This window comes from Sphingobium yanoikuyae (assembly GCF_034424525.1).
In the GTDB taxonomy this organism is placed as follows: domain Bacteria; phylum Pseudomonadota; class Alphaproteobacteria; order Sphingomonadales; family Sphingomonadaceae; genus Sphingobium; species Sphingobium yanoikuyae.
Genome location: NZ_CP139979.1, coordinates 2,663,623 through 2,678,923, shown reverse-complemented (window position 1 = coordinate 2,678,923; position 15,301 = coordinate 2,663,623). Strand labels below are relative to the sequence as shown.

Below are 15,301 nucleotides of genomic sequence, written 5' to 3'. Positions count from 1 at the left end.
TTCGCTGTCACTCTTTCCCATGCTGCGTTAGCCCTGATCGGGTCGCAGCAGGGGAGAGGCGCCATGACCATCATCGTCCATCATCTGAACAATAGTCGTTCGCAGCGCATCCTGTGGCTGCTGGAGGAACTGGGCGAGGCTTATGACGTGCGCCGCTATGAGCGGGACCGCAAGACGATGCGGGCACCCGCCGCTCTGCGCGCCATCCATCCGCTCGGCCGGTCGCCGGTGGTGGAGGTGGATGGCCATCGGCTGATCGAGACCGGGGCGATCATGGAATATCTGGTCGCGCGGGCCGGTGGTCGCTTCGGCGCGCCGGCCGATGCAGAGGGCGCGATCCGCTGGCGCCAGTTTCTCCATTATGCCGAAGGATCGATGATGCCGCCGCTGATGGCCCTGCTGGTGGTCGGCAAGCTGGGCCTGCTTGGCCGACCGGCACGGCCGACGGTTCAGGGGATGCTGGACGATCATCTCGACTGGCTGGAAAGCGAACTGGCAAGCCGGCCCTATTTCGCCGGACCGGACTTTTCCGCTGCCGACATGATGATGAGCTTTCCGATCGAGGCGTCGCGGGCGCGCGGCGGGCTTGACGAATCGCGTCCGCATCTGATCGGGTGGCTGGAGAGAATACAGGCGCGGCCCGCCTATCAGGCCGCGCTGCGCACCGGGGGACATTATGCTTACGCCTGATCGCCGCACCTTGCTTCGCTATGCCGCTGCCGGGGTTGCCACCGCGCTGGTCAGCCCGCGCCTGTTCGCGCAGGAAAAGGCGGTCGAGGCGCTTCAGTCGATCACCCGCGACGTCACCCCGATCGGCAAGGCCGAGCGCGCCGACCGGCTGGCGCGGGCGCAGAAGATGATGCAGGCGCAGGGCATCGACGCGCTGCTGGTCGAGCCGGGCGCGAGCCTCATCTATTATAGCGGCATCCGCTGGTGGCGTTCCGAGCGGCTGACCGCGCTGGTCATTCCGGCCAGCGGCACGCCTCTGGTCGTCTGTCCCTTTTTCGAGAAGCCCTCGATCGACGAATCGCTCGCCATTCCGGCCGAGGTTCGCGTCTGGCAGGAGCATGAAAGCCCCTATGCGCCGATCGCCGATTATCTGAAGGCGCAGGGCCTCGACAAGGGGCGGATCGGCATCGAGGAGACGGTCCGCTATTTCGCGGTCGATGGGCTGAAGGCCGCGCTGCCCGCCGCGACCCTGGCGAAAGACCCGGTGACCCGCGCCATCCGCATGCGCAAGACGGCGGCCGAGATCGCGCTGATGCAGAAGGCGGCGGATGTCACCATGGGCGCCTATCGCTGGACCCATCCGCAGGTGAAGGCGGGCATGACCCCGGCCGATATCGGCGCGCTGATGAGCGCGGCGACCAGCGCGCTGGGCGGCAAGGGCGAGTTCAACCTGATCCTGCTCGGCGAAGCGGCCGCCTATCCGCATGGCTCGGGCAAGCCGCAGTCGGTGCGCGCGGGCGAGGTGGTGCTGATGGATTGCGGCTGCACCGTCGAGGATTATCAGTCCGACATCAGCCGCACCTTCGTCTATGGCGCCGCGCCCACGGCGCAGCAGCGCAAGCTGTGGGACGAGGTGGCGCAGGGCCAGCAGGTCGCGATCCGTGCGGCGAAGCTGGGCGTGGCGGCCGGCACCGTCGATGACGCGGTTCGCGCTTATTATGAGAAACTGGGCTACGGCCCCGGCTACAAGCTGCCCGGCCTGTCCCACCGCACCGGCCATGGCATCGGCATGGAGGGGCATGAGCCGGTCAACCTCGTCCATGGCGAGACGACGAAGCTGGACGTCGGCATGTGCTTCTCCAACGAACCGGGCCTCTACCTGCCCGGCACGATGGGCGTGCGCATGGAGGATTGCTTCCACATGACCGCGCAGGGGCCGCAATGGTTCTCCAGGCCGCCGATGTCGATCGAGGAACCGATGGGGTAAGCGACGGGCCATGCAGCTGATTGAACTTGATGCTTCCGGCTGGGCAAAGCCATTGGACTTTTATCTCGCGCTGTTGCCGCGACTGGGCGCGCCCGAATGGCATGGTCTTAATCTGGATGCCCTATATGACAGTTTGTTGGGCGACATTAACGCCGTTGAGCCGCCCTTCACTGTGACGATAGCAAATATCGACAACCTGTCGGCCGAGATGGCAGACTTCATGGCGCGGGTAACAACTGTGTTCGCCGATGCCCGGCGTGACTATGGCGTGGAGGTCACGCTGCAATTGATCTGAACAGGGTTGTGACATCGCGACCAAATCCCCCGCTTGTGCGGCGGGCCGCTTCCCACTAAATCGCGCGCATGACCTCGACCAACGACATTCGCCGCAGCTTCCTCGATTATTTCGGGGCCAATGGCCACACCATCGTTCCGTCCGCGCCGCTGGTGCCGCACAACGACCCGACGCTGATGTTCGTGAACGCCGGCATGGTGCCGTTCAAGAATGTCTTCACCGGTCTGGAAACGCGCCCCTACAAGACCGCGACGTCGAGCCAGAAGTCGGTTCGCGCCGGCGGCAAGCACAACGATCTGGACAATGTCGGCTATACCGCGCGCCACCACACCTTCTTTGAAATGCTGGGCAATTTCAGCTTCGGCGACTATTTCAAGGAACAGGCGATCCATCATGCCTGGAGCCTGCTGACCAAGGAATGGGGCCTGCCTGCGGAAAAGCTGACCACGACCGTCTATCACACGGACGACGAGGCGTTCGACCTGTGGAAGAAGATCGCGGGCCTGCCCGATCACAAGATCATCCGCATCCCGACCAAGGATAATTTCTGGGCGATGGGCGACAGCGGCCCGTGCGGTCCCTGCTCGGAAATCTTCTACGACCATGGCGACCATATCTGGGGTGGCCCTCCCGGATCGCCGGAAGAGGATGGCGATCGCTTCGTCGAGATCTGGAATCTCGTCTTCATGCAATATGAGCAGGAAGCCAACGAGATTGTTTCGGAACTGCCCAAGCCCTCGATCGACACCGGCATGGGGCTGGAGCGCATCGCCGCGGTGATGCAGGGCGTCCACAACAATTATGACATCGACACGTTCAAGGCGCTGATCGCAGAGAGCGGGGCGCTGACCCGCACCGCGACCGACGGCGAATTCCAGGCCAGCCACCGCGTCATCGCCGACCATCTGCGCTCGACCAGCTTCCTGATCGCCGATGGCGTGCTGCCGGCGAATGAAGGCCGTGGCTATGTGCTGCGCCGGATCATGCGCCGTGCCATGCGCCACGCGCACATCATCGGTGCCAAGGATCCGCTGATGTATCGCCTGGTGTCGAGCCTGGTGTCGGAAATGGGCGGCGCCTATCCCGAACTGGTCCGCGCCCAGCCGCTGATCGAGGAAACCCTGCTGCGCGAGGAAACCCGCTTCCGCAAGACGCTGGAAAACGGCCTCAAGCTGCTGGACGAGGCGACCGCCGATCTGGCCGAGGGCGCGACCCTGCCGGGCGAGACTGCGTTCAAGCTCTATGACACCTATGGCTTCCCCTATGACCTGACCGAGGATGCGCTGCGCACCCAGGGACTGTCGGTCGATCGCGCCGGCTTCGACGCCGCCATGGCCGAGCAGAAGGCCGCCGCGCGCGCCGCCTGGAAGGGATCGGGCGAGAAGGCGTCGGACGAGATCTGGTACGACATCGCCGAAACGCTCGGCAGCACCGAGTTCATCGGCTATGCCTCGACCAAGGGCGAGGGCGAAGTGCTGGCCCTCCTCAAGGATGGCGCGCGGGTCGATGCGGCGTCGGCCGGCGACAAGGTGACGATCATCACCAACCAGACGCCCTTCTATGGCGAGAGCGGCGGTCAGAATGGCGATGCTGGCACGATCACCACGCTGGGCGGCTTGGTGGCCGAGGTGGCCGACACGTCCAAGCCGCTCGGCCGCCTGCATGCGCATCAGGCGGTGATCAGCGCGGGCAGCGTCAAGGTTGGCGACACCGTCAACCTGACGGTGGATGTCGAGCGCCGCGATCGCATTCGTGCCAATCACAGCGCCACCCATCTGCTCCATGCCGCGCTGCGCAAGGAACTGGGCGGCCATGTCACCCAGAAGGGCAGCATGGTCGCGGCCGACCGCCTGCGCTTCGACTTCTCGCATCCCGAGGCGCTGACCCAGGCGCAGATCGCCAAGGTCGAGGCCGATGTGAACGCGCAGATCCGTCATAATGACGAGGTCATGACCCGGCTGATGACCCCGGACGACGCGATTGCCGCCGGCGCGATGGCGCTGTTCGGCGAGAAATATGGCGACGAGGTTCGCGTCCTCTCGATGGGTAAGGGCGACGACCATAGCTATTCGGTCGAACTGTGCGGCGGCACCCATGTCCGCGCGCTCGGCGACATCGCGCTGTTCAAGATCGTGTCGGAAAGCGCCGTATCCTCGGGCGTGCGCCGGATCGAGGCGCTGACCGGTGAGGCGGCGCGCCTGTGGCTGGTCGAGCGCGACGAGAAGCTGCGCCAGACCGCGGCGGCGCTCAAGACCACGCCGGAAGAGGTGCCCGCGCGCATCGCCGCGCTGGTCGAGCAGAGCCGCAAGCTGGAGCGGGAACTGGCAGAGGCCAGGAAGGCGCTCGCGCTGGGCGGTGGCGGTTCGGCCAAGCCGGCCGGTCCCGAGAAGGTCGGCAGCGTCGACTTTTTGGGCCAGGTGATCGACGGCCTCGACCCCAAGGAACTGCGCGGCATTGTCGACGGCAACAAGAAGACGCTCGGCAGCGGCGTGTCGGCGGTGCTGGCCGTGGTCGATGGCCGCGCGACCATTGCGGTGGGCGTGACCGACGACCTGACCGGCAGCTTTAGCGCGGTCGATCTGGTCCGTGCGGGCGTCGAGGCGCTGGGCGGCAAGGGCGGCGGCGGCCGTGCCGACATGGCCCAGGGCGGCGGCCCCGATGGCGACAAGGCGCAGGCCGCGATCGACGCGGTCAAGGCCGCGCTCGCCAGCGTTCCGGCCTGACGCGATGGGAAGGCGCGCCGCCGGTGCGCCTTGACGTCCCTATGCTGCGCCTGATCCTTGCATCCTGTCTGCTCGCCCTGCCGATGACGGCGCGGGCGGGTGAGGCGGTGACCATCACCTCGCCCGCGCCTTTGCCGGCCGCGCATGATCGCGCGCGCCTGTTCCTGGGCGGCAGCATCGACATGGGTAAGGCGACCGACTGGCAGCGCGACATGATCGCGGCGCTGGCCGACGAGAAGGTGACGATCCTGAACCCGCGCCGGGCGGACTGGAACCCGGCCTGGAAGCCCGAAGCGAGCGATCCCCATTTTCGCCAGCAGGTGGAATGGGAACTGGCCGCACTGGACAGCGCCGACATCATCATCCTCTATCTGGCACCGGGCACGCAGAGCCCGGTCAGCCTGCTGGAAATGGGCCTGCATGCGCGCGGCGGAAAGCTGATCGTGCTGTGTCCCGACGGCTTCTGGCGCAAGGGCAATGTCGACATCACTGCCGCCCGCTATGGCGTGGAACAGGTGTCGACGATCGAGGAACTGACCGCCGTGGTCCGTCGGCGCATCGGCGCGGTCAACAGGGCGCTGTCCGCAGCCAATTGACCCGCCCCTGCGCGCCTGACAGGGTGCGGTTCAGGGGGATATATGGCCAGCATTGCAAGCACATCGTCGCAGCCCAAGGGGATTGCGCCCGACCGTTATGAACGCGTCCTGGCGGTGGCGTCCGTCATCCTGCTCGCCGTGGTGCTGACCGCGATCGGGCGGGGGCATGGGCAGTGGGGGCAGGTGCCGGGCCTGGTCTGGTTCCATCTGCTGACGATCCTGGTCGCGCTGGCGCTGACGCCGGTGATGCTGTTGCGGCGGCGCGGCGACGGGCGGCATCGCTGGCTGGGCTGGGTGTGGAGCGGCGCGCTGTTCCTGACCGCGCTCGACAGTTTCCTGCTGCACGGACCGGGTGGCCGGTTCAGCATCATCCATATCCTGTCGATCTTCACCCTGATCCAGGTGCCGATCATCGTGCTGTCTGCGCGGCGCCATGACCTCAAGCGCCACCGTCGGTCGGTGCGCGGCATGGTGACGGGCGCGCTGCTGATCGCCGGCTTCTTCACCTTCCCGTTCGACCGGATGCTGGGCCACTGGCTGTTTGGCTGAATCGCCGTTTGAGAAAGCCGGTATCAGCCCGCGCCCCCGCCCAACCACCCGACAGGATGACACTGGATCGGGTGGTTGGGCGGGGGCGCGGGCTGGTACCGTACCCAAAAAATCGCCCTTTCGCGATTTTTGAAACAGGCTCTAAGAGGCTGCCATGGATCTGACAGCTTTGATCGACGATATCGTGGCCGCGATGGCCAGGGAGACGGAGCGGGGCACTGTCGCCAGCTATATCCCCGAACTGGCGAAGGTGGATGCCGGCCAGTTCGGGGTCGCCATCGCCACCGCCGACGGGCGGCTGTTGACCGGCGGCGACGCTGACACCGGCTTTTCGATCCAGTCCATTTCCAAGGTGTTCGCGCTGACGCTGGCGCTGGGCAAGGTCGGCGACCAGCTGTGGGACCGGGTCGGGCGTGAGCCGTCGGGCAATGCCTTCAACTCCATCGTCCAGCTGGAGCAGGAACATGGCATCCCGCGCAATCCCTTCATCAATGCCGGGGCGATCGTGGTGGCCGATGTCAATCTGGGCGGGCATCAGCCGCGCGTGGCGATCGGCGAGATGCTGCGTTTCGTGCGCTATCTGGCCGGCGACGACGCGATCCGCATCAATGAGGAGGTGGCCGCGTCGGAAACCGCCACCGGCTATCGCAACATGGCGCTCGCCAATTACATGCGCGCCTTCAACAATGTCCGTCATCCGGTCGATCTGGTGCTGGGCAGCTATTTCCATCAATGCGCGATCGAGATGAACTGCCGGCAACTGGCGCTGGCGGGGCGTTACCTGATGCTCGACGGGCGGCATCCCGAGGGCGGACGGGTCGTGTCGCCCAGCCGGGCACGGCGCATCAACGCGCTGATGCTGACCTGCGGCCATTATGATGCGTCGGGCGATTTTGCGTTCCGGGTCGGCATTCCCGGCAAGTCGGGCGTGGGCGGCGGCATATTGGCGATCGTGCCCGGCCGCGCGGCGATCGCAGTCTGGTCGCCCGGCCTCAACACCAGCGGCAACAGTGCGCTGGGCACCAAAGCGCTGGAGATGCTGGCGCGGCGGACCGGCTGGTCGGTGTTCAGCCCGCCCGAAGTGCATCAGGGCTGACGCGGCGACGCGACAGTCGAAGTTCACAGTGTCGTCAGCATGGATTTGGGCCATTTGCACCGGAAACGCGCCTGCCACGCGCCACCGACGCGACAGTGACGTAACAATCGGGTCACGGCCACGCGCCTTCGACGCGACAGGGAAGCGACAGCCAGGCGACAGCGACGCAACAGTCACTGCCGATCAGCCGCGATGTGGTGCGTGCGTTCCATCGGCAAGGATAGAACAGAGACAGGCGAAATAGGAAAGCCCTAGCGCCTCAGGGCACTTCGTCTTGGCGCAGGCGGCGCAGGCGGGGGGCGGACTGGAGCTGGGCAGCTTCCTTGATGCCGACGCGCAGATCCTCGCGCGCCTGATGGATCGAGGCGATCACCGGCCCCATGGCGACGCCGAGGTCGACCAGCGCGGTTTCGGCCAGTTGCAGCGAGCTTTCGAGCGTTTCGGGCACGGCGTCGCTGGCCCCGGCCTTGTAGAGCTGGGCGGCATGATCGGCGTCGCGGGCGCGGGCGATGATCGGCAGGTCGGGCACCCAGCCACGCACCCGCTTGGTGACGCGCACCGACAGGACCGGATCGTCCATCGTCAGGATGAGCGCGCGGGCATGGCCGAGGCGCAGGCGGTCGAGCATTTCCGCCCGCGCGACGTCGCCGAAGAGGATCGGATAGCCCAGGCGGCGGGCCTCGGCGACGACATCGGGGTCGGATTCGACGACGATGAAGCGCTGGCCATGGGTCTTGAGCAGGTCGCAGACCATCTGGCCGACGCGGCCGAAGCCGATGACGACGGCCGCCGCCTCGGTCTGGTCCGGTTCGGTCTCGACCCGTTCCTCGCCAATGGCATTTTCCAGCCGCTGGGCGATGTCATGGCCGAAGCGCGCGAGCAAAGGCGTGATGGTGAGGCCGATGGCGGTGACGATCTGCCAGAAGGCGGCGGTGGAGGGGAGGATCAGCTTGGCCGCCGCCGCCGCCGACAGCACGATCAGCGTGGTTTCCGACGGGCTGGACATCAGCACGCCGACTTCCAGCGCGACGCCCTTGCGCACGCCCGAGAAATAGAGAAGCAGGCCGGTGACCAGCGTCTTGGCGACGACGACGCCCAGCACGGCGAGCAGCAGGCTGGGCCAGTTGGCGAGGATGACGCGCAGGTCGAGGCTCATGCCCACGGTGATGAGGAAGACGCCGAGGGCCAGCCCCTTGAACGGCGCGGTCATTACCTCGACCTCGCCATGATAGTCGGTCTCCGCGATCAGCAGGCCTGCGAGCAGGGCGCCGACGATCGGCGACAGGCCGGCTATCGAGGTGGCGAGGCTGGAGAGGATGACGACCAACAGGCTGGCGGCGAGGAAGACTTCCGGGCTCTTGGTGCGCGCCGCCTGACGGAAGATATGGGGCAGGAAGATGCGGCCGAAGACCAGCATCACCGCGATGGTGAGGCCGCCCTTGAGCAGGGTGGTCGCCAGTTCGTTCCAGGCGGCGTCCGGGCTGGTCGCGACCGATGGCGCCAGCGCGCCGAGCATGAAGATGATCGGCACCAGCGCCAGATCCTCGAACAGCAGCATCGAGAAGGCGGAGCGGCCGACCGCGCTCTGGGTGCCGACCATCGGCAGCACCACGGCGGTGGAGGACAGGGCAAGGGCAAGGCCGAGGCCGATCGCGCCGGCGGTCGGCTGGCCCAGCAGATAGAGGCCCATGGCAATGAGCGCGGCGCTGCCCAGCAATTCGGTCGCGCCGACGCCGAACACCTGCGCGCGCATGCTCCACAATCGCCGGAAGCTCAGTTCCAGACCTATGGAGAAGAGCAATAATATGACGCCCAGTTCGGCAAATGGCTCAATCGCTGCCCGGTTGGAGATGGTGACATGATAGAGCCAGGGATATTGGCCGACCAGCGAGCCAAGTCCTGCGGGGCCGACGGCAAGTCCCACAAGGATGAAACCGATGACGGGACTGATGCGGAAGCGGGCGAAACCGGGAATGACCAATCCTGCTGCGCCCAGGATGACGAGGGAGTCGCTGAAGCTTTGCGGATTGATTGCATCGGTCATGAGGCATCATTGCGGGTGGCGCACGGAAATACCAGCCTTTTGCCAAAAGAATTCCGGGCAAATCGCCGGTACAGGCGGGCTCGGGCGGGCGCGGGGCGATGTGACATTTGCGTTACCGGCCTGTAATTTTCCGGACATCCCGACGCAAAATCGGCGGCGCTAGAAGGGCGGTCGGATTTGCTATGGACGAATGGTGATGGGAATGATGGCTGCGCCGCTGCAAGATGCGCCGATCAGTGCCGGGGATATCCTGATCTGGGCAAGGGTCGAGCAGGCCCTGGCCGGCAAGAATGCCGCCCTTGCGGCGCAGATCAATGCCCGCGGATGCGGCCGCAGCATGAGCCCCACCGCCGATGTCGAGATTGCGTCCGAACTGGCGCGGATGGAAGAGGGGCAACTGGTCAGGCTGTGGCTGGGCGCCGACGATCCCGAACATCCGACCCGCCGGGAAATGCTGGCGCTCGATCGCCTGGCGCTGATCAGCGCCGATTTCTAATTGTCGAGAAAAGCCGCCTGGTGCGGACGATGGGACTTGAACCCATATTCCCAGGGGGAGGCGGATTTTAAGTCCGCTGCGTCTACCGATTTCGCCACGTCCGCGCTGCGCCTTCCCCTGAAGGCTCAGGCGCGGCAGGTCAAGGGGCTGATCAGTCGGCGGCCTTGCCGTTCAGCCGTTCGCGCATTTCCTTGCCCGGCTTGAAATAGGGCACGCGCTTGGCCGAGACCGGCACCTGTTCGCCGGTGCGGGGATTGCGGCCGGTGCGGGCATCGCGGGCGCGGGTGGTGAAGGCGCCGAAACCGCGCAGTTCGACCCGGCCGCCGCTCGACAGGCGATCGACAATCTCGCGGAAGAAAAGATCGACGATCCTTTCCACTTCCTGCAGGCTGAGGCCCGGATTTTCTTCGCCGAGTTTCTGGATCAGTTCAGAACGGATCATAGTTCCTCCAGCACCCCTAATTTCCCCTGCCGACATTTATAAACAATTGGAAAGCTGTTGACAATCGGGGAGCAACGAAATCGTTTCGATAGGGCAAGGAAGTGGTGGACGGGCATGAAAAAGCCCGCCGGAACCTGGGTTCCGGCGGGCTTTTTTTGCCTGTTGGCAGGAAGGAAGGGATTAGCCTTCGTTCTTGGCCTTGAGCGCTTCGCCCAGGATGTCGCCCAGCGACGCGCCGCTGTCCGACGAGCCATACTGTGCAACAGCCTGCTTTTCTTCGGCAATCTGCATCGCCTTGACCGAGAAGGTCGGCTTCTTGGCGCGGTCGAAACCGGTCACCATGGCGTCGAACTTCTGACCGATCTGGAAGCGTTCCGAACGCTGTTCGTCGCGGTCGCGGCCCAGGTCGCTGCGCTTGATGAAGCCGGTGGCGCCATCTTCGCCGGCCTGGACTTCCAGGCCGCCGTCGCGAACTTCCAGAACGGTCACGGTGACGATCGCGTTCTTGTTCAGGCCGGCAGCAGCGGCGGTGGTGCCGCCGGCGGCCGGACCGCCACGCTCAAGCTGCTTCATGCCGAGGCTGATGCGCTCCTTCTCGACGTCGATGTCGAGAACGACGGCCTGAACCGTCTCGCCCTTGCGGTGCAGCGCCAGCGCGTCTTCGCCCGAGATGCCCCAGGCGATGTCCGACATGTGGACCATGCCGTCGACGTCGCCGTCCAGGCCGATGAACAGGCCGAATTCGGTCGCGTTCTTGACTTCGCCTTCGACGGTCGAGCCGATCGGGTGACGTTCTGCGAACGAATCCCACGGGTTCGACTGGGCCTGCTTGAGGCCGAGCGAGATGCGGCGCTTCTCGGGATCGACTTCGAGAACGATGACTTCCACTTCCTGGCTCGTCGAAACGATCTTGCCGGGGTGGACGTTCTTCTTGGTCCAGGACATTTCCGAAACATGGACCAGGCCTTCGATGCCCGGCTCCAGTTCGACGAACGCACCATATTCGGTGATGTTCGTGACGCGGCCCGACAGCTTCGCACCGACCGGATACTTGGCGGCGGCGCCTTCCCACGGATCATTTTCCAGCTGCTTCATGCCGAGGCTGATGCGCTGGGTTTCGCGGTTGATGCGGATGATCTGGACACGGACGGTGTCGCCGATGTTGATCATCTCGTTCGGGTGGTTGATGCGCTTGTACGACAGGTCGGTGACGTGCAGCAGGCCATCGATGCCGCCCAGGTCAACGAACGCACCATAGTCGGTGATGTTCTTGACGACGCCTTCGATGATCTGGCCTTCGGCCAGGGTCTGGATCAGGCCCGAGCGCTGTTCGGCGCGGGTTTCTTCCAGAATGGCGCGACGCGACACGACGATGTTGCCACGACGGCGATCCATCTTGAGGATCTGGAAGGGCTGCGGGATGTCCATGAGCGGGGTGACGTCGCGAACCGGGCGGATGTCGACCTGCGAGCCGGGCAGGAAGGCGACGGCGCCGTCGAGGTCGACGGTGAAGCCACCCTTGACGCGGCCGAAGATGACGCCTTCGACGCGGGCGCTTTCGGTGAACTCGGCTTCGAGCTTGTCCCAGGCGGCTTCGCGGCGAGCGCGGTCGCGCGACAGCATGGCTTCGCCATGGGCGTTTTCGACGCGGTCGACATAGACTTCGACTTCGTCGCCGACCTTGAGGTCAGCCTTCTGGCCGGGAGCGGCGAATTCGCGCAGCGGCACGCGGCCTTCCGACTTCAGGCCGACGTCGATCAGCGCCATGTCGTTTTCGATGCCGGTGACGGTGCCCTTTACGACGCGGCCTTCAAAGCCGCCGTCTTCGCCACCGAGAGAATCATTGAGAAGCGCGGCGAAATCGTCGCGCGAGGGGAATGCCGTAGAGGCCATGGTTGGTCCTTCACTCATCATTGCTGGCCAATCGGTTGTGTCCGATGGTCTTTGGCCAAACCACGCATGCGGCCGAATACCGCCTGCGTATCCAAGGGGTTGGGCGTTGGAACGCCAAGCCTGGAAAAGCGAAAAGGGCGCCCGGAATTTCCGCGCGCCTTATCGGGTCGCACGCCTACGGGCGACCTTCAAGCTGGGCGTCCACAAGCGCGATGGCCCTCTGGACGGCGGCGTCTATAGTCAAATTGCTGGTATCTAGCAAGTCGGCGCCATCGGCCACCTTGAGCGGGGCATGGTCGCGGCTCATGTCGCGGGTGTCACGCGCCTGGATGTCGGCGATCAGGCTGTCCATGTCGGGCGCGCCGCCATGGGCCTGGGCATCCTTGAAACGGCGTTCGGCGCGGACATGGACGCTGGCGGTGACGAAGATCTTGGCGTCGGCATCCGGCGCGATCACGGTGCCGATGTCGCGCCCGTCGAGGATGGCGCCGCCCGGCTGGGTGGCGAAGTCGCGCTGGCGCTGGACCAGTGCGTCGCGCACGCTCTGATGCACCGACACGCGCGAGGCGAGGCTGCCGACCGCTTCGCTGCGCAGCGCCGGATCGGCCAGGATGGCGTCGTCGAAGCCGCAGGCGGCCAGCGCGTCGGCCTGATGATCCGGGTCGCCGCCATTCTTCAACACGGACAGGCCCACGGCGCGATAGAGCAGGCCGGTGTCGAGCACCGGCAGGCCATAATGGCGCCCCAGTGCCTTGGCGATCGTGCCCTTGCCCGACGCGGCGGGGCCGTCGACGGCGATGATCATGCAATGGCTCCCAGCGTCTGGAGCAGGGTGGTGAAGGTCGGGAAGCTGGTCGCGACCGGGCGCATGTCGTCGATGGTGACGCCATCGCGCGAGACCAGGCCGGCGACCGCGAAGCTCATGGCGATGCGGTGGTCGAGTTTGGTGGCGATCGGGCCGCCGCCGGCCAGGGGCTGGCCGCCGCTGCCTTCGATGATGATGCCATCCTCCAGTTCCTCGACCGTGACGCCGATCGCGCGCAGGCCGGTGGCCATGGTGGCGATGCGATCCGATTCCTTGACGCGCAGTTCGTCGAGACCACGGAAGATGCTGCGGCCATGCGCGAACGCCGCGGCGACGAAGGCGACGGGATATTCGTCGATCATGCTGGGCGCGCGGGCGGGATCAGGCTCGACGCCGTTGAGGGCGGAGGCGGTGACGACCAGGTCGCCGACCGGCTCGCCGCCGACTTCGCGGGCGTTGATGATCTCGATCGATCCGCCCATTTCGCGCAGCAGGTCGATCAGGCCGGCGCGGGTGGCATTGAGGCCGACATTGGCGATCGTCACTTGTGACCCCGGCACCAGCAGCGCCGCGACCATCGGGAAGGCGGCCGACGAGGGGTCGCCCGGCACGACGATATTCTGCGGCTTGAGTTCGGCCTCGCCCTTGAGCGTGATGATGCGGGTGCCGTCGGCCTGGACCTCGACATCAAGGTCGGCGCCGAAGCCCTTGAGCATGCGCTCGCTATGGTCGCGGGTCGGGATCGGCTCGACCACGCGGGTGATGCCGGGTGTGTTGAGGCCGGCGAGCAGGATCGCCGACTTCACCTGGGCCGAGGCGACCGGCAGGACATAGTCGAGCGGCACGGCCGGGCAGGCGCCGGTCATGGTCAGCGGCAGGCGATCGCCGGGGCTGGTGGTGAAGCGGGCGCCGACGCGGGAGAGCGGTTCGGTGACGCGCGCCATCGGGCGCTTGCTGAGGGATGCGTCGCCCACGAAGGTGGCGGTGATGCCATGGCTGGCGACCAGGCCCATCAGCAGGCGGGTCGAGGTGCCGCTATTGCCCATGTCGAGCGCTTCCTGCGGCTGGAGCAGGCCGCCGACGCCGACGCCATGAATATGCCAGATGCCGTCTTCGTCGCGCTGGATGTCGGCGCCCATCGCGCGCATCGCGGCCGCGGTGGCCAGCACATCCTCGCCCTCCAGCAGGCCTTCGACCCGGCTTTCGCCCACGGCCAGGGCGGACAGCATCAGCGAACGGTGGGAAATGCTCTTGTCGCCCGGAACCGCGACGCTGCCGGACAGGGCAGGGGCGGTGGTGAAGGTCATCGGGCTGGGTTGGTCATTATGGCTCGTCACGGGGTATCCATCATCTTGGAACCGAAAAAATGCGCCCGGCTTTTGACAGCGCGGTTTCGCTATGGCAAGGCGCCCGACGTTTCGTGGCCGACTTCCGTCGCGCCGCGTGATTTCTGTTTGAGCATCGAAGAAGGAACAGGCCGGACATGGTGAAGGCTGAATGGGGCACGAAGCGGACCTGCCCGAAATGCGCGACTCGCTTCTATGACCTGGGCAAGGATGACCCGGTGACCTGCATCAACTGCGGCGCCGCCTGGGAGCCTGAGCCGGTGCTGAAGTCGAAGCAGCCGCTGCCCTATGAAGAGGCCGCGCCCAAGAAGGTCGTGGAAACGGCCGATGGCGAGCTGGAGACGGCGGACGATGATCTGGACATCGATCTGGACGTCGATGATGACGGCGATTCGCCGGATAATGACGTCGATCTGGGCGGCGATGACGACCTGGGCGTCGATGCCGGCAATGATGACGGCGACGACGACAATTAAGTGAAAATTCTGCTTGCCAACGGGATCGCCTGATCCTAGAGGCAGCGACCTCCGGGGCGCCGGACCCAACGGCGCCTCAAGATGGTACGGGGCCTTAGCTCAGCTGGGAGAGCGCCTGCATGGCATGCAGGAGGTCAGCGGTTCGATCCCGCTAGGCTCCACCAATTTTTTTCGGCCGACGGCTTGTGCCGGACATGGTTTGATCCATTCGGGACGCGGTTCGCGCCGTATCAGGATGGGGCCTTAGCTCAGCTGGGAGAGCGCCTGCATGGCATGCAGGAGGTCAGCGGTTCGATCCCGCTAGGCTCCACCAATTTTTTCGGCCGACGGCTTTTGCCGGACATGGTCTGATCCATCGGGACGCGGTTCGCGCCGTATCAGGATGGGGCCTTAGCTCAGCTGGGAGAGCGCCTGCATGGCATGCAGGAGGTCAGCGGTTCGATCCCGCTAGGCTCCACCATTTTTCTTCACATAGCATCATGCACACGCAACCCATGGGATTGCGTTGATGGCCTTCGGATTCGGTCGGGCTGGCTGCGGTGTCGGTTGGTGGCAAATTTCACTACGCTTGCAATGGCGATGTCGGGTTCTGACGGCTGATGAC

General features: G+C 65.5%; 14 protein-coding genes and 4 tRNA genes. 12 read left to right on the top strand and 6 right to left on the bottom strand.

Features of this window, described 5'->3' with window-relative positions; genetic code table 11:
- Window positions 1-63: 63 nt before the first annotated feature.
- The 7 genes from U0025_RS12315 (at window position 64) to U0025_RS12285 (ending at window position 7,195) form a co-directional block, all read left to right on the top strand.
- The gene (locus tag U0025_RS12315; protein ID WP_323156732.1) at window positions 64-690 is read left to right on the top strand and encodes a glutathione S-transferase family protein; all 627 of its coding nucleotides are present in this window, start codon (window positions 64-66) and stop codon (window positions 688-690) included.
- Window positions 677-1,936 carry a M24 family metallopeptidase gene (locus U0025_RS12310; protein ID WP_004207683.1) on the top strand — a complete coding sequence of 420 codons (1,260 nt, stop codon included), beginning with the start codon at window positions 677-679 and terminating at the stop codon, window positions 1,934-1,936. Before U0025_RS12315 ends, U0025_RS12310 begins: the two co-directional genes overlap by 14 nt.
- Window positions 1,937-1,946: 10 nt before the next feature.
- The gene (locus tag U0025_RS12305; protein WP_004207682.1) at window positions 1,947-2,231 is read left to right on the top strand and encodes a barstar family protein; all 285 of its coding nucleotides are present in this window, start codon (window positions 1,947-1,949) and stop codon (window positions 2,229-2,231) included.
- 68 nt (window positions 2,232-2,299) lie between these two features.
- Window positions 2,300-4,954, top strand: a complete 2,655-nt coding sequence (gene alaS / locus U0025_RS12300) for an alanine--tRNA ligase (RefSeq protein ID WP_004207681.1) — start codon at window positions 2,300-2,302, stop codon at window positions 4,952-4,954.
- A gap of 23 nt (window positions 4,955-4,977) precedes the next feature.
- Window positions 4,978-5,550, top strand: coding sequence for a nucleoside 2-deoxyribosyltransferase domain-containing protein (locus U0025_RS12295; protein ID WP_004207680.1), 573 nt, complete (start codon window positions 4,978-4,980; stop codon window positions 5,548-5,550).
- A 42-nt stretch (window positions 5,551-5,592) separates the two neighbouring features.
- Complete coding sequence (locus U0025_RS12290; protein ID WP_004207679.1) at window positions 5,593-6,099, top strand: DUF2306 domain-containing protein; 507 nt, start codon at window positions 5,593-5,595, stop codon at window positions 6,097-6,099.
- 154 nt (window positions 6,100-6,253) lie between these two features.
- Window positions 6,254-7,195: a glutaminase gene (locus tag U0025_RS12285; RefSeq protein WP_004207678.1), complete on the top strand. Its 942-nt coding sequence runs from the start codon at window positions 6,254-6,256 to the stop codon at window positions 7,193-7,195.
- Between the two features lie 259 nt (window positions 7,196-7,454).
- On the opposite strand, the gene U0025_RS12280 is transcribed toward U0025_RS12285, so the two are convergent.
- On the bottom strand, window positions 7,455-9,239 hold the full coding sequence (locus tag U0025_RS12280) for a cation:proton antiporter domain-containing protein (protein ID WP_004207677.1): 1,785 nt from the start codon (window positions 9,237-9,239) through the stop codon (window positions 7,455-7,457).
- A 196-nt stretch (window positions 9,240-9,435) separates the two neighbouring features.
- Between U0025_RS12280 and U0025_RS12275 the strand changes: the two genes are divergently transcribed.
- Window positions 9,436-9,735, top strand: coding sequence for a hypothetical protein (locus tag U0025_RS12275; protein ID WP_004207676.1), 300 nt, complete (start codon window positions 9,436-9,438; stop codon window positions 9,733-9,735).
- A gap of 18 nt (window positions 9,736-9,753) precedes the next feature.
- Here U0025_RS12275 and U0025_RS12270 read toward each other — a convergent pair.
- The 5 genes from U0025_RS12270 to aroA form a co-directional block, all read right to left on the bottom strand.
- Window positions 9,754-9,839, bottom strand: a tRNA-Leu gene (locus U0025_RS12270).
- 47 nt (window positions 9,840-9,886) lie between these two features.
- Window positions 9,887-10,177 carry an integration host factor subunit beta gene (locus tag U0025_RS12265; RefSeq protein ID WP_004207675.1) on the bottom strand — a complete coding sequence of 97 codons (291 nt, stop codon included), beginning with the start codon at window positions 10,175-10,177 and terminating at the stop codon, window positions 9,887-9,889.
- Between the two features lie 180 nt (window positions 10,178-10,357).
- Window positions 10,358-12,070 carry a 30S ribosomal protein S1 gene (gene rpsA / locus U0025_RS12260; protein WP_004207674.1) on the bottom strand — a complete coding sequence of 571 codons (1,713 nt, stop codon included), beginning with the start codon at window positions 12,068-12,070 and terminating at the stop codon, window positions 10,358-10,360.
- A gap of 175 nt (window positions 12,071-12,245) precedes the next feature.
- Window positions 12,246-12,875 (bottom strand): (d)CMP kinase, encoded by a 630-nt coding sequence (locus U0025_RS12255; protein WP_004207673.1) that lies wholly within the window; start codon window positions 12,873-12,875, stop codon window positions 12,246-12,248.
- A complete protein-coding gene (gene aroA, locus U0025_RS12250) occupies window positions 12,872-14,182 on the bottom strand; it encodes a 3-phosphoshikimate 1-carboxyvinyltransferase (RefSeq protein ID WP_174320766.1) in 1,311 nt (436 codons plus the stop codon). Before aroA ends, U0025_RS12255 begins: the two co-directional genes overlap by 4 nt.
- A 176-nt stretch (window positions 14,183-14,358) precedes the next feature.
- Here aroA and U0025_RS12245 point away from each other — a divergent pair, with 176 nt between their 5' ends.
- The 4 genes from U0025_RS12245 to U0025_RS12230 all read left to right on the top strand — a co-directional run bounded on the left by U0025_RS12245 (window position 14,359) and on the right by U0025_RS12230 (window position 15,157).
- Window positions 14,359-14,697, top strand: a complete 339-nt coding sequence (locus tag U0025_RS12245; protein WP_004207671.1) for a TIGR02300 family protein — start codon at window positions 14,359-14,361, stop codon at window positions 14,695-14,697.
- Between the two features lie 88 nt (window positions 14,698-14,785).
- Window positions 14,786-14,861, top strand: a tRNA-Ala gene (locus tag U0025_RS12240).
- A 73-nt stretch (window positions 14,862-14,934) separates the two neighbouring features.
- Window positions 14,935-15,010: transfer RNA gene (locus tag U0025_RS12235), tRNA-Ala, on the top strand.
- Between the two features lie 71 nt (window positions 15,011-15,081).
- Window positions 15,082-15,157: transfer RNA gene (locus U0025_RS12230), tRNA-Ala, on the top strand.
- The last annotated feature ends 144 nt before the right edge of the window (window positions 15,158-15,301 follow it).

Excerpts from the sequence above, each read along its gene's own strand:
- U0025_RS12315 (WP_323156732.1), top strand. The coding sequence starts at position 64 with ATGACCATCATCGTCCATCATCTGAACAATAGTCGTTCGCAGCGCATC.
- U0025_RS12310 (WP_004207683.1), top strand. The coding sequence starts at position 677 with ATGCTTACGCCTGATCGCCGCACCTTGCTTCGCTATGCCGCTGCCGGG.
- U0025_RS12305 (WP_004207682.1), top strand. The coding sequence starts at position 1,947 with ATGCAGCTGATTGAACTTGATGCTTCCGGCTGGGCAAAGCCATTGGAC.
- alaS (WP_004207681.1), top strand. The coding sequence starts at position 2,300 with ATGACCTCGACCAACGACATTCGCCGCAGCTTCCTCGATTATTTCGGG.
- U0025_RS12290 (WP_004207679.1), top strand. The coding sequence starts at position 5,593 with ATGGCCAGCATTGCAAGCACATCGTCGCAGCCCAAGGGGATTGCGCCC.
- U0025_RS12285 (WP_004207678.1), top strand. The coding sequence starts at position 6,254 with ATGGATCTGACAGCTTTGATCGACGATATCGTGGCCGCGATGGCCAGG.
- U0025_RS12280 (WP_004207677.1), bottom strand. The coding sequence starts at position 9,239 with ATGACCGATGCAATCAATCCGCAAAGCTTCAGCGACTCCCTCGTCATC.
- U0025_RS12275 (WP_004207676.1), top strand. The coding sequence starts at position 9,436 with ATGGGAATGATGGCTGCGCCGCTGCAAGATGCGCCGATCAGTGCCGGG.
- U0025_RS12265 (WP_004207675.1), bottom strand. The coding sequence starts at position 10,177 with ATGATCCGTTCTGAACTGATCCAGAAACTCGGCGAAGAAAATCCGGGC.
- rpsA (WP_004207674.1), bottom strand. The coding sequence starts at position 12,070 with ATGGCCTCTACGGCATTCCCCTCGCGCGACGATTTCGCCGCGCTTCTC.
- U0025_RS12255 (WP_004207673.1), bottom strand. The coding sequence starts at position 12,875 with ATGATCATCGCCGTCGACGGCCCCGCCGCGTCGGGCAAGGGCACGATC.
- aroA (WP_174320766.1), bottom strand. The coding sequence starts at position 14,182 with ATGACCTTCACCACCGCCCCTGCCCTGTCCGGCAGCGTCGCGGTTCCG.
- U0025_RS12245 (WP_004207671.1), top strand. The coding sequence starts at position 14,359 with ATGGTGAAGGCTGAATGGGGCACGAAGCGGACCTGCCCGAAATGCGCG.